A 13397-nucleotide genomic window follows, 5' to 3' on the forward strand; every position below is an offset into this window, starting at 1 on the left:
CATGAGCTACTACATCCCCCAGTGGGAAGAGCGCACCAGCTACGGCATGCGCCGGGTGGACCCCTACACCAAGCTGTTCGAGGACCGGATCATCTTCCTCGGCACCCCCATCAACGACGACGTGGCCAACGCCGTCATGGCGCAGCTCCTCTGTCTGCAGTCGATGGACCCCGAGCGCCAGATCTCGATCTACATCAACTCGCCCGGCGGCTCCTTCACCGCGTTGACCGCCATCTACGACACGATGCGCTACATCAAGCCGGACATCCAGACCGTCTGCCTCGGCCAGGCGGCCTCCGCCGCCGCAGTGCTGCTGGCCGCCGGCACGAAAGGCAAGCGGCTCGCGCTGCCCAACTCGCGCATCCTCATCCACCAGCCCGCCACCGAGGGCGGCTACGGCCAGTCCTCGGACCTCGAGATCCAGGCCAGGGAGATCCTGCGGATCCGCGCGCTGATGGAGACCATGCTGGCCGCGGACACGGGCCAGGACCTCGACAAGGTGAGCAAGGACATCGAGCGCGACAAGTACCTCACCGCCCAGCAGGCGGTCGAGTACGGCATCGTCGACGACATCCTCCCCTCGCTCAAGGGACTCGACTGAAGACCCCGGAACACTCCGGGCTCGGGAAGGCGTTTCGCAGTCCCCAGCCCGGGTGTCCCGGGTAGGGTGGGAAATCGGAGATCAACGCAAGGCACTCGAGCCAAGGAGGTGGAGACGTGGCACGCATCGGCGAGTCAAGCGACCTGTTCAAGTGCAACTTCTGTGGCAAGAGCCAGAAGCAGGTCAAGAAGCTGATCGCCGGTCCCGGCGTCTACATCTGCGACGAGTGCATCGGGCTGTGCAACGAGATCATCGAGGAGGAGTTCCCGGCTCCGGTGGACGCCGGCCTCGTCACCGAGCTGCCGAAGCCGCGCGAGATCCGGGACTTCCTGGACACCTACGTCATCGGCCAGGACGGCGCCAAGAAAGCCCTCTCCGTGGCGGTGTACAACCACTACAAGCGCATCCAGTCCCAGCAGGAGGCGCACGGCCGGCGCGCCGAGCACGACGACGTCGAGGTCGGCAAGTCGAACATCCTCCTCATCGGCCCGACCGGCTGCGGAAAGACCTACCTCGCCCAGACGCTGGCCAGGATGCTCAAGGTTCCGTTCGCGATGGCCGACGCCACTGCCCTCACCGAGGCGGGCTATGTCGGCGAGGACGTGGAGAACATCCTGCTCAAGCTCATCCAGTCCGCTGATTTCGACATCGCCAAGGCCGAGACCGGCATCATCTACATCGACGAGATCGACAAGGTGGCGCGCAAGTCCGAGAATCCGTCCATCACCCGGGACGTCTCAGGCGAGGGAGTGCAGCAGGCCCTGCTGAAGATCCTTGAGGGCACTGTCGCCTCCGTCCCCCCGCAGGGTGGCCGCAAACACCCCCATCAGGACTTCCTCCAGATCGACACCACCAAGGTGCTGTTCATCGTCGGGGGTGCGTTCTCCGGCCTGGAGGACATCATCAACCAGCGCATCGGCAAGCGCCCGCTCGGGTTCAACAACTCGGCGGACGCGCGGAAGCCGGACGTGGACCCGTTCACGGCGGTGCGCTCCGAGGATCTGCACAAGTTCGGCCTCATTCCCGAGTTCATCGGCCGGCTGCCCATGATCACCTCGGTCTCCCAGCTTGACCGAGACGCACTGGTGCGCATCCTCATCGAGCCGCGCAACGCGCTCGTGCGCCAGTTCCAGAAGCTCTTCGAGCTCGACGGGGTGCAGTTGGAGTTCACCGACGAGGCCATCGTCGCCATCGCGGACCTGGCGCTCCTGAGGGGCACTGGTGCGCGCGGGCTACGCGGCATCCTTGAAGAGCTCCTCCTGGACGTCATGTTCGACGTCCCCTCCGAGGACGACGTGGCCCAGGTGCTTGTCACCAAGGACGCCGTCGACGGTGTCGCGGCGCCCACGATGGTGCCCCGCGCCAAGCTCGCCCGCCGCCGCGACCTCTCGGCCTGATCCCTCACCCGCCGCGGGGCAGAGGAGGGGCATGGAGCTTCACCGGCTGGTCGCCACGTCAGCGGCCGTCGCCGCCACCCCCTCGCGCCTGGAGAAGCGACACCTCCTGGCCGAGGCGCTGAACGCGGCAGACCCTGCAGACGTGGAGATCGTGGCCACCTTCCTCGCAGGTGGTATCAGGCAGCGACGCACCGGGGTGGGATGGCGCACGCTGGCCAGCCTGCCGGCTCCCGCTCTTGAACCCACGCTGACCGCCTCCGCCCTGGACGAGGCGCTGGGCCGGCTCGCGGAGCTGGCCGGGCCGGGCTCCCAGGAGGAGCGCACGCGCGCAGTGCGTGCCCTCTTCGGCGCGGCCACCGCGACCGAGCAGGAGTGGATCAGGGGACTCATCTCCGGCGAGTTGCGCCAGGGGGCGCTCGACTCGCTGCTCCTCGAGGCCATCGCCGAGGCCGCCGTGCTGCCTGTCGCTCTCGTCCGCCGCGCCGCGATGTTCTCCGCCCCTACCGGCCCCGTAGCTGCCGCGGCGCTGTCGGGTGGCCGCGAGGCGCTGGCCGGCTTCCGCCTCGCCGTGGGTCGGCCGGTGCGGCCGATGCTTGCCGCCTCCGCCCCGGATGTCGACGCGGCCCTGGTGGGCCTCGGCGGCGAGGTCGCGGTCGACGGGAAGATCGACGGGATCCGCATCCAGGTCCACCGGGCGGGCCAGGACGTGGCGGTGTTCACCCGCTCGCTGGACGACATCACCGATCGGCTGCCTGAGGTGGTGGCGATGGTGCTGGGGCTGGATGTCAAGGCCGTGGTGCTCGACGGGGAGGCCCTTGCGCTCGGCCCGCACGGCCGGCCACGGCCGTTCCAGGAGACCGGCGCCCGGGCGATGAGCAGGGACGACACCCTCCATGAGGCGGTCCCGCTCACACCGCTGTTCTTCGACGTTCTGCATCTCGATGGCCGGGACCTGATCGACGAGCCGGCCTGGACGCGATTCGAGGCGCTGGCCGCCGTCGTCCCGGAGGCCGCGAGGGCCCCCCGCGTGATCACCTCTGAGCCCGCCGTCGCGCACGAGTTCTTCGCCCAGATGCTCGCGCTCGGGCACGAGGGGGTGGTGGTGAAGGACCTCGCGGCCCCCTATGACGCGGGGAGGCGGGGCTCAGGGTGGGTGAAGGTCAAGCCGCGACACACACTGGATCTGGTGGTGCTGGCGGTCGAGTGGGGCAGCGGCCGCCGCCGGGGTCTGCTGTCGAACATCCACCTCGGGGCCCGCGACGGCGACGGCTTCACCATGCTCGGAAAGACGTTCAAGGGCATGACGGACGAAATGCTGGTCTGGCAGACCGAGCGCTTCCTCGGGTTGGAGGTGCGACGGGAGGGCCACGTCGTTCACCTGCGCCCCGAGCAGGTGGTGGAAGTGGCCTTCGACGGGGTCCAGCGTTCCAGCCGCTACCCCGGCGGTGTGGCCCTCCGATTCGCCCGGGTTCTGCGCTACCGCGACGACAAGACCGCCGCCGAGGCCGACACCCTGGAGTCGGTTCGGGCTCTCGCCTAGGCGGTATCGTGGGGCGGTGACTGATGGCTACCTGCGCTTCCCGCACCTTCACCGCGACACTGTCGTCTTCGTCGCCGACGACGACCTCTGGCTCGGATCGCTCGGAGGCGGACGCGCCTCGCGGATCACGCTGGGGGAGGAGACGCCCCGCAACCCCCGAATCTCGCCCGACGGCTCCCGGGTTGCGTTCACCGCCACCACCAACGGCGGGTGGGACGCCTACGTCGTGGACCTCGACGGCGGCACGAGGCGGCTGACCTGGTTGAGTGGGCGGCCCATGCTGGTGTCCGGGTGGCTGGATGCCGAGCACATCCTGGTCTGCTCCCAGCACGAGGGCTTCCACCGCGTGGACTCGTCCATGTATTCGTTGTCGCTGGACGGCCGGCTCACCCGGCTTCCGTGGGGGCTGGCCACCTCGGCGGCGGTGCACAGGAAGGGTCGCGTCGCTATCGCGTCGGCGAACTTCCGGGATCCCTCGGGATGGAAGCGGTACCGGGGTGGCATGGCCGCCCGCCTGTACCTCTCTGCGGAGGGCAAGGGCGACTGGAAGCGGCTCCTGCCGGACGTGACCGCCGGCCTCTTCTGGCCCTCCTGGGTGGGGGAGCGGCTGATGTTCACCTCGGATCTGGGGGAGGGGCCGGACGTGCAGGGGCAGGTCTGGTCCGTGAACTCCGCAGGCAAGGACCTGCGTCAGCACACCCGGCACAGCGCCGAGCAGGGCTACGTGCGCGACGCCACCACGGACGGCCAGGCCGTCATTTATCACGCCCGGGGTCGTCTGCACTACCTGGCCACGTTGAAGGCCGAACCCCAGGCCCTGGACATCACCGTTCCCCTGGGGCGCCCCCAGCCGGTGCCGGTCGCGCCCACGGACCGGCTCGAGTCGATCGCACCGGACCGCGGTGGGGACGCCTCACTCGTGGAGTGGCGCGGCGCCGCCTACCTGCTCACCCACCGCGGAGGCCCGGCCCGCGCCGTCGCCGAGTCGCCGGGCGTGCGCATCCGCGAGCCGCGGTTCCTGGCGCAGACAGGACGCGGGGTGTGGGTGACAGACGAGGGGGGCGAGGACGCGCTGGAGATCCGGCAACTGGACGGCTACGGCCCGGCCCGCCGCCTCGGCGCCGGGCGCCTGGGTCGCGTGATGACGTTGGAGCCCAACGCGGAGGGCAGCAAGGTCGCGGTGGGCAGCCACGACGGCACGGTCTACATCCTTGACGTGGCCCGCGGCTCCGCCCGGAAGGTGGGTCGGTCTCCGGTGGGTGAGGCCACAGGCCTGACCTGGTCCCCGGACGGCCGCTACCTGGTGTGGCGCAACGCCGTGGCGAACGAGGGCATGCTGGGCCAGCTCGTCGGCTACGACATGACGGCCGAGGCAGGGTTCACGCTCACCCGCGGGCAGTTCAACGACTACTCGCCCACCTTCACCGCGGACGGCAAGTACCTGTGCTTCCTCTCCAGCCGCACCATCGACCCCACCTACGACGAGCTCGGGTTCGACCTGGCGTTCACCAACTCCACCCGTCCCTGGTTGGTGCCGCTCAGCGCCACCGAGCCGGCCCCGTTCGGGCCATCGGCCGATGGATGGCCCATCAGCGAGTCCGACGACAAGGACGACGAGAAGAAGTCCGAAGCTGCCAAGGACGGTGAGGCCGTGCAAGAGGAGACGGCCCCCGTCGTGGTCTTCGACCTGGACGGCGTGGAGGACCGCATGGTGCCGCTGCCGGTGGCGTCGTCGCGGTACGCCTCGCTGCAGGCCGCCAAGGAAGGCCTCGTGTGGGTGGCGCTGCGCTCCACCGGTGAGCTGGGCGCCGCCCGGGCCGGGGTCGAGGGCGAAGTCAAGGACCACGTCGAACACTTCTCGTTCAAGACCCGCAAGCTGACGGTGGTGGTCGAGGGCTGCGATGGCGCCGCGATCAGCGGGGACGGCGAGCGCCTCGTCGTGCGCAACGGCGAGGACATCTGGGTTCAGCAGGCCGACCATGAGCCCGACGGCGACGACGCCAAGATCCCCGTGGACCTCAGCCGCCTCCGCCGCGAGGTGGACCCGCGGGCGGAGTGGCGGCAGATGTTCGAGGAGAACGCCCGCCTCATGCGGGACCACTACTGGCGCGACGACTTCGACGGCACGGACTGGGCGGCCGCCGTCGCCCGCTACCGGCCGCTGCTCAACCGGATCGCCAGCCACGACGACCTTGTCGACGTGCTCTGGGAGACGGTGGGGGAGCTCAACACCTCACACGCCTACGTCGACCCGCCGTCGCATCATCACGACGGCGCACACGTGGCGTTCCTCGGTGCGGAGTTCACGCGCAACACCAAGGGCGAGGTGGTGATCTCGCGGATCCTGCCGGGGGAGACCTCGGACCCGTCCGCCCGGTCCCCGCTTCGGGCCGCAGGGGTCGCGGCGGCGCCAGGCGACGTCATCGCCGCAGTCGACGGGCGCTCCACGGCAGAGGTGCCAGACATCGGTGCGCTCCTCCAAGGCGCCGCTGACAAGGTGGTGGAGCTCACCCTCGTGCAGGGGCGGCAGCGCAGGCGCGTCGCCGTTGTGCCCACGCCCAGTGAGGCGCCCATGCGCTACCACGAGTGGGTGGCCGGCCGCGTGGCCCACACCCGCGCCCGGTCCCAGGGGCGCGTCGGGTACGTGCACGTGCCGGACATGGTGGCGCGGGGGTGGGCGGAGTTCCACCGCCTCATCGACGCGGCCATGCGGTGCGAGGCCGTGGTGGTGGACGTCCGCTTCAACGCCGGCGGTCACACCTCCGAGCTGGTCATCGAGCGGTTGTCGCGGCGGGCCGTGGGCTGGAACGGGGCGCGGCATCACGACGACGTCACCACCTACCCCAGCCAGGCCGCCCGCGGCCCGGTGGTGTTTCTCACCAACGCCTACGCCGGATCCGACGGCGACATCGTCACGGCCGCCGCCCAGGAGCTGGGCCTCGGCCCAGTGGTGGGGGAGCGGAGCTGGGGCGGCGTCGTCGGCATCGACGGCCGGTTCACGCTGGTCGACGGCACCGAGGTCACGCAGCCGCGGTACTGGATCGCGTTCGACAAGTACGGCTTCGGCCTGGAGAACCACGGCGTGGACCCGGACATCGTGGTCGAGACGGGGCCGGCCGAGTGGGAGTCCGAGGACGACGTGCAGCTGGACCGCGCCATCGACGAGGCGCTGTCCCGGCTGGCCGATCGACCGGCGGCGAGCCCGCCGTCGTTCGAGGCACCTCGATTCGCACGCAGAGAGAGCTGAGCATGACAGGGACCAACTGGGCGGGCAACGTCACCTACTCCGCGCGACGCCTGGCCGAGCCGACGTCCGTCGAGGAGCTGCAGGAGCTCGTCGCGGCCGAGGAGCAGATCCGGGTGGTGGGGTCGCGGCACTGTTTCAACGACATCGCGGACACCGTCGGGGTCCAGATCTCGTTGGGGGAGCTGAGCGATGAGGGTCCCGTGCGGGTGGGCGAGGCCACGGTCAGGGTCCCGGCGTGGTGGCGCTACGGCGACCTGGTGCCCGCGCTGCGCGACCAGGGCGTGGCCTTGGCCAACCTGGCCTCCCTGCCCCACATCTCCGTGGCGGGCGCCGTGCAGACCGGAACGCACGGTTCCGGGGACCGCATCGGCTCGCTCGCCACGCAGGTCTCCGCGCTGGAGATCGTCGACGGTCGCGGCGAGCTGGTGCGGATGGAGCGCGGCGGCGCGGACTTCGATGGCGCCGTCGTCGGACTCGGTGCCCTGGGAGTGCTCACGCACGTGGAGCTCGACGTGGCGCCGGCGCACCCGGTGGCGCAGAGGGTCTTCGAGGGGGTGCGCCTCGACGCCGTCCTGGGTGATCTGTCGGCGGTCACGGGGGCCGGGGACAGCGTCAGCATGTTCACGACCTGGCAGGACCCGGCAGTCATCGAGCAGGTGTGGGTGAAGTCCGCGGGTGAGCCGTCCGTTGGCGGGATTCTCGCCGCGGGCGGGCGCCCGGCAGGCGGGCCGCGGCACCCGATCGCGGGCATCGACCCCACCCCCTGCACCCCGCAGATGGGCGAGTTCGGGCCGTGGTACGACAGGTTGCCGCACTTCAGGCTGGAGTTCACCCCGTCGGTGGGCGCGGAACTGCAGTCGGAGTACCTGGTGCCGCGGACTGATGCTGTCGCGGCGATCGAGGCGGTGGCCGGGCTGGCACCGAGGATCGCGCCGCTGCTGTTCGTGTGCGAGATCCGCACCATGGCCCCGGACCAGCTGTGGCTCTCCCCGGCCTTCGGGGCGGACGCGGTGGGGCTCCACTTCACCTGGAAGCCGGACGAGGCGGCGGTGCGCGCGCTTCTGCCAGAGCTGGAGGCGGCCCTGCCGGATACGGCGCGCCCCCACTGGGGCAAGGTGTTCACGATGCCCGGCGACGAGGTGGCCGCCCGCTACCTGCGGTGGTCGGACTTCGCGGAGCTGCGCGGCCGGATGGACCCGGCCCGCCGGTTCGCCAATCCCTACCTGACCAGGCTCGGCCTGTAGCTCACGACCGACGGACGGGACCGGCGCGCCGTTACTGGTCGGCCGTGGGAGCCAGCTCCACCTCGACACCGAGCGGGGCGTCGACCTCGGCCCACGTCACCTCGCCGACGAGCCGGCCCACTGCGCGGAGGTCCGCTTCGATGGTGCGCAGCCTCGCGACGACGCCCGCGGGGCCGGCGAACGCCGCCCGCGACACTTCCGCCTTCATCGAGACCTTCGCCGTCGATTTGGCGCCCCGGATTGCGATCAGCGCCGTGGCCACGTCCGCGAGCAACGCGGGGTCCCCGGTGGGAAGCTCGTCGACGGTGGGCCACCCCGCCAGGTGCACCGAGGCGCCGTGCGTCCAGCGCCACACCTCTTCCGTGACGAACGGGAGGATGGGGGCGAACAGCCGCAGCTGCACGTCGAGCGCCAACGCCAGCGCGGCCTGCGCGGAGGCCTGCGCCTCGGCCCCCTGGGCGCCGTAGGCGCGTTCCTTGACCAGCTCGAGGTAGTCGTCGCAGAAGGACCAGAAGAACGACTCCGTGGCCTCGAGCGCCCCGGTGTAGTCGAAGTCGTCGAACGCCTTCGTCGCGGTGGCCACCACTCCACGCAGGCCAGCCAGCATCGCAAGATCGACGGGGCTAGTCACGGCCTGGAGCCCGCCCGGATTCTCGGCCATCGTGAGCACGAACTTGCCGGCGTTGAGGATCTTCATGGCGAGGCGACGACCCACCTTCATCTGGGTCTCGTCGAAGGGCGAGTCCATCCCGGGGCGCGCCATCGCGGCGCGCCAGCGCACGGCATCCGAGCCGTACTTGTCCAGGATGTCTGTGGGCACCACGACGTTGCCCTTGGACTTGCTCATCTTCTTGCGGTCCGGGTCCACCACGAAGCCCGAGATGGTGGCGCGCTTCCACGGCAGGGAGCCGTTCTCGAAGTGGGCCCGCACCACCCGACTGAACAGCCAGGTCCGGATGATGTCGTGGGCCTGCGGCGCCACGTCCATCGGGAACGTGAGCGCGAACAGTTCCTCATCGCGCTCCCAGCCGGTGGCCAGGTGGGGGGTGAGCGACGACGTGGCCCAGGTGTCCATCACGTCCGGGTCCGCCATGAACCCGCCAGGCTGGTCGCGCTGCTCGTCGGTGAACCCCGGCGGGCAGTCGGTGACCGGATCGATCGGCAGCGAGGCCTCGTCGGCCACGATGGGGGACTCGTAGTCGGGTTCGCCGTCGGCATCCAGGCGGTACCAGACTGGGAACGGCACTCCAAAGAAGCGCTGGCGGGAGATCAGCCAGTCACCGTTGAGCCCGCCCACCCAGTTCTCGTAGCGGTGTGCCATGTGCTCGGGGGTCCACTGCAATTCGTGGCCTCGCGCGAGCATCTCCTGCTTGATGTCCTCGTCGCGTCCGCCGTTGCTGATGTACCACTGGCGGGTGGCCACGATCTCGAGCGGCTTGTCGCCCTTCTCGTAGAAGTTGGTCATGCGCGTGGTGGGCTTGGGGTCGCCGTCGAGGTCGCCGGTCTCGCGCAGCATCGCGACGGTGGCCTCCCGTGCGGAGAACGCGGTCTTGCCGGCGATGGCTTCGTAGGCGCCGGCGTTGACGATCCACTCGGGCGTCTCCCCCTGGATGCGGCCGTCGCGGCCGATCACCGTGCGGGTGGGGAGGTTGAGCTCGCGCCACCACGTGACGTCCGTCAGGTCGCCGAAGGTGCAGCACATGGCAATGCCGGCGCCCTTGTCTGGCTCCGCCGCCTCGTGCGCCAGGACCGGGATCTCCACGCCGAAGAGGGGAGAGGTGACGGTGCTGCCGAAAAGCGGCTGGTACCGCTCGTCGTCCGGGTGCGCGATGAGCGCGCAGACGGAAGCCAGCAGCTCCGGGCGGGTGGTCTCGATGTGCACCGGGGTGCCGTCGGGCCGGTGGAACGCCACGCGGTGGTAGGCGCCGGGGTACTCGCGGGCCTCCAGCTCCGCCTGCGCCACAGCGGTGTGGAATGTGACGTCCCACAGGGTGGGGGCGTAGCTGAGGTAGGCCTCGCCGCGGGCATGGTTGCGCAGGAAGGCCTTCTGGGCCACGGCCTGCGAGCTCGCCGAGATGGTGGTGTAGAGCGTGGACCAGTCCACCGAGAGGCCCAGCTGCTTCCAGAGGGCCTCGAAAGCCTGCTCGTCGACGGCGGTCAGCTCGTGGCAGAGCTCGATGAAGTTGGCCCGGCTGATCGGAACCTGACGCTTGGGGTCCGGCTTGGCGGGAGCCTCGAAGCCCGCGTCATAGGGGATCGACGGGTCGCAGCGCACGCCGTAGAAGTTCTGGACCCGGCGCTCGGTGGGCAGGCCGTTGTCGTCCCAGCCCATCGGGTAGAACACGTGCTTGCCGCGCATCCGCTGGTAGCGGGCCACCGTGTCTGTGTGGGTGTAGCTGAACACGTGGCCCACGTGTAGCGAGCCGGACACCGTCGGCGGGGGCGTGTCGATGCTGAACACGTCCTCGCGGCTTGAGGGCCTGACGAACGCGTAGGTGCTCTCCTCGGCCCATACCTGCCCCCACTTGGCCTCCAGGCCTTCGAGGACGGGCTTGTCGGGGAGGGCGCGCGCAGACGCGTTCGAATGGGTCATGGGACCCGATCTTAATGGGCAGCGCGCGCCCGCCCGAACCGTCGCCCGGTCAGCTCTCGAGCTGCTGGCCGCCCGACTCGAACGCCTCGGTGATGGCCCCGAGCAGGCTCTCCGCGGTGGGCTGGATCAGGACGGTCTGGGACTCCTGGTCGTAGAACTCCAGGGCCTGACCGCTCACGAGGAAGGTGGGCGTGGCGCCGATCTGGTCGTCGTTGAACTTCTGGTTGGCGGCGTCGGTGAAGTCGTTGAAGGCCCGGGTGTCGTAGAGCTCCTGGTACCGGGTGAGGTCCTCGCCCTCGATGCCGGCCAAGGCCGGGAAGTCCACCCGCAGCTGCTGATCGGTGAAGCCGGTGCCCTCCTGGGCAGGATGGTTGGCGTAGACCACGCGGTGGAAGGCGTCGAACGCGCCCACCTCGTCGGCCGCTGCGGCGGCCAGGGCGGCGCGCTTCGACGAGTCGTTGCGCAGCCCGGCGTCCAGGAAGAACGCGGTGCGGATCTCCGCGGTGATCGAACCGTCGGCCACCAACTGCTCGATGATGGGCCCGTAGCTCTCCTCCCGCGAGGCGCAGGCCGGGCACTGGAAGTCCTCCCACACCACCAGGTGGGGGGTGCCCTCCTGTGGCTGCTTGCCCGCCAGAGCGATGCCGGAGGAGGCCGTGGCGTTGGGGGGCGTCAGCTGCTCCGTCGCTACAGGCGCCTGCTTGGCCAGCGCCTGCATGATCACAATCGCCAGCACCGCGACGATGGTCAGCGCCGCGAGTCCCGCGCCGACGGCGAGAATGCGGCGCGTGCGCTTGGTGCGCTCTTCCATCTCCTGCTGCTGGCGCAGGGCGGCGCGCTTGCTCAGCGACGAATTGTTGGCCATATTGCGAAGCTCCTTGAGGGGCGTGAACGGTGCGGCGGAGCGATGGAACATGGCCCATCGCTGCCTACGGGTCATCCTAACCGGGCAGCTCAAAGGCCCGAATCGACGTCCGGGAGCCCCGGGGGGAGGCGTGTTCAGGCCAGGATCAGGCCCGACGCCACGGCCAGGTTGCTCGCGTGCAGTTCCTCGTAGGTGTCCAGTTCGCCGAACTGCTCGAACACCTCAACCGACACCGACCCGGCCATCAGGGTCCACGCGGCCATCGCGGCCAGGAAGAGTTCAGCAGGAAGCTGCTCCTCGGTCAGTCCCAGTTCATGCACCTGGTGACGCGCGCCGGCCAGTGCCCCGTCACTCGGGGACCGCCGGCGCGAGGCGGGCGCGGCCCGCCCGGCCGCAACGGCTTCGAGGATCAGCCCGATGACGAGCAGCAACACTCGGGTGCCGGGCGGCGTCGTCCGCTCGGGTGGGGCAACGTAGCCGGGCACGGGCGAGCCGTAGAGCAGGGCCCAGTCGTGCGGGTGGCTCACAGCCCACCCCCGCATGGCGCCCCCGATGGCCAACCATCTGCCGCGAAGATCCTCGACGGGGACCTCGCGAAGCGCGTCGTCCACGGCGTCGCCGAGCGCGTCGTAGGACTCGACGATCAGCCGGGTCAGCAGCTCGTCCCGGCTGGCGACGTAGCGGTAGACCGCAGACGACGCCATGCCCAGGTCTCTGGCGACAGCCCTCAACGACAGGGCAGCGGCCCCGGCCTCGGCGAGCTGGGCGCGCCCGAGCCGCAGAATCTCCGCCTCGAGGTACTGCCGGTTCAGCGCACGTCGTCCCTCCATGGGCCCAGCGTGCCGGAGTGGGGTCGTCGCCGTCAAGGAAATGAGAGCACCGCTCTTGACATCCTCGCTGCGCGGGCGCATCCTCGAAAAGAGAGCGGTGCTCTCGTTAATCCATGCAAGGAGTCCCCCATGTCCCGTCACCTCATCCTCGGCGCCGGCGGAATCGGTCGCAGCGTCGCCATGTCCCTCGCGGCGGCGGGCGAGGACGTCGTCCTTGCGTCGCGCTCCGGCCGCGACGCCCACGTGGCCGGGGTGTCGGCCCTCGCCCTCGACGTGACCGACCGCGACGCCCTGCGCTCGGCCGCGACCGGTGCGGCCACCCTCGTCAACGCCCTCAACCCGTCTCTGTACTACAGGTGGCAGAAGCAATGGCCGCCGATGGCGGACTCGATCCTGGATGCATCCGAGGGCACCCGGCTGGTGACGGTGTCCAACCTGTACCTGTACGGGAGGGTGGACGCGCCGATGACCGAGGAGACGACGGTGGCGCCGAACGGCGCGAAGGGTCGGGTGCGCGCCCGCATGTTCGAGGATGCGATGGCCAGGCACAAGGCCGGACGCGTGAGGGCCATCGAGGTGCGCGCCTCGGACTACCTCGGCCCCCACACGCTGGCCAGCAGCTTCGGGTCCGGCATGGTGCTGCCCCCGCTCCTGGCGGGGAAGACCCCCCGGCCGCCGATGGGCGTGGCCGACGCGCCCCACTCGTGGACGCTCGACCTGGACGTCGCGGCGCTCATCGCGGCGCTCATCCTCCGCGACGACGCCGATGACTGGGGCCGGGCGTGGCACGTCCCCACCGACGAGCCCGCCACCCTCGCCGAACTGGCGGAGTTGGCTGCCGGAATCGCGGGGGTCGACTCCATCGCGCCCAGGCCGCTTCCCCGTGCGGTGGTCACGGTGGGTGGTCTCGTCGTCCCGATCCTGCACGCGCTGTGGGAGACCCGGCACCAGTTCGAGCGGCCGTTCGTCCTGGACTCGTCCGCGGCCCAGGCGCGGTTCGGCCTCGCCCCGACGCCGCTACGCCGGGGCCTTGAGCTCACCGTCGAGGCTCTTCGACGAGAGGCCGGTGCCCACTAGGCT

The 13397-nt window shown here is 70.3% G+C and carries 9 protein-coding genes; 6 read left to right on the plus strand and 3 right to left on the minus strand.

Annotated elements, in window-relative coordinates; genetic code table 11:
* Position 1 precedes the first annotated feature (1 nt).
* The 5 genes from H5399_RS13935 to H5399_RS13955 all read left to right on the plus strand — a co-directional run bounded on the left by H5399_RS13935 (position 2) and on the right by H5399_RS13955 (position 8029).
* Positions 2–601 carry an ATP-dependent Clp protease proteolytic subunit gene (locus tag H5399_RS13935; RefSeq protein WP_182784011.1) on the plus strand — a complete coding sequence of 200 codons (600 nt, stop codon included), beginning with the start codon at positions 2–4 and terminating at the stop codon, positions 599–601.
* Positions 602–717: 116 nt separating this feature from the next.
* Positions 718–1998, plus strand: coding sequence for an ATP-dependent Clp protease ATP-binding subunit ClpX (gene clpX / locus H5399_RS13940; RefSeq protein ID WP_182783682.1), 1281 nt, complete (start codon positions 718–720; stop codon positions 1996–1998).
* 31 nt (positions 1999–2029) lie between these two features.
* A complete protein-coding gene (locus H5399_RS13945) occupies positions 2030–3538 on the plus strand; it encodes an ATP-dependent DNA ligase (protein ID WP_182783683.1) in 1509 nt (502 codons plus the stop codon).
* A gap of 16 nt (positions 3539–3554) precedes the next feature.
* Complete coding sequence (locus H5399_RS13950) at positions 3555–6785, plus strand: S41 family peptidase (protein WP_182783685.1); 3231 nt, start codon at positions 3555–3557, stop codon at positions 6783–6785.
* Between the two features lie 2 nt (positions 6786–6787).
* A complete protein-coding gene (locus H5399_RS13955) occupies positions 6788–8029 on the plus strand; it encodes a D-arabinono-1,4-lactone oxidase (protein ID WP_182783687.1) in 1242 nt (413 codons plus the stop codon).
* 31 nt (positions 8030–8060) lie between these two features.
* Here H5399_RS13955 and valS read toward each other — a convergent pair whose 3' ends face one another.
* The 3 genes from valS to H5399_RS13970 all read right to left on the minus strand — a co-directional run bounded on the left by valS (position 8061) and on the right by H5399_RS13970 (position 12317).
* A complete protein-coding gene (gene valS / locus H5399_RS13960) occupies positions 8061–10622 on the minus strand; it encodes a valine--tRNA ligase (protein ID WP_182783689.1) in 2562 nt (853 codons plus the stop codon).
* Positions 10623–10671: 49 nt separating this feature from the next.
* Positions 10672–11487 carry a thioredoxin domain-containing protein gene (locus H5399_RS13965; protein ID WP_182783691.1) on the minus strand — a complete coding sequence of 272 codons (816 nt, stop codon included), beginning with the start codon at positions 11485–11487 and terminating at the stop codon, positions 10672–10674.
* Positions 11488–11621: 134 nt separating this feature from the next.
* A complete protein-coding gene (locus H5399_RS13970) occupies positions 11622–12317 on the minus strand; it encodes a TetR/AcrR family transcriptional regulator (RefSeq protein WP_182783693.1) in 696 nt (231 codons plus the stop codon).
* Between the two features lie 129 nt (positions 12318–12446).
* Between H5399_RS13970 and H5399_RS13975 the strand changes: the two genes are divergently transcribed.
* Complete coding sequence (locus H5399_RS13975; RefSeq protein WP_182783695.1) at positions 12447–13394, plus strand: NAD-dependent epimerase/dehydratase family protein; 948 nt, start codon at positions 12447–12449, stop codon at positions 13392–13394.
* Positions 13395–13397 lie beyond the last annotated feature (3 nt).

Source organism: Tessaracoccus sp. MC1627, from assembly GCF_014164725.1.
GTDB lineage: Bacteria > Actinomycetota > Actinomycetes > Propionibacteriales > Propionibacteriaceae > Arachnia.

Coding starts and splice junctions, on each gene's coding strand:
- H5399_RS13975 (WP_182783695.1), top strand. CDS start 12,447: ATGTCCCGTCACCTCATCCTCGGCGCCGGCGGAATCGGTCGCAGCGTC.
- H5399_RS13965 (WP_182783691.1), bottom strand. CDS start 11,487: ATGGCCAACAATTCGTCGCTGAGCAAGCGCGCCGCCCTGCGCCAGCAG.
- H5399_RS13970 (WP_182783693.1), bottom strand. CDS start 12,317: ATGGAGGGACGACGTGCGCTGAACCGGCAGTACCTCGAGGCGGAGATT.
- H5399_RS13955 (WP_182783687.1), top strand. CDS start 6,788: ATGACAGGGACCAACTGGGCGGGCAACGTCACCTACTCCGCGCGACGC.
- H5399_RS13935 (WP_182784011.1), top strand. CDS start 2: ATGAGCTACTACATCCCCCAGTGGGAAGAGCGCACCAGCTACGGCATG.
- H5399_RS13945 (WP_182783683.1), top strand. CDS start 2,030: ATGGAGCTTCACCGGCTGGTCGCCACGTCAGCGGCCGTCGCCGCCACC.
- valS (WP_182783689.1), bottom strand. CDS start 10,622: ATGACCCATTCGAACGCGTCTGCGCGCGCCCTCCCCGACAAGCCCGTC.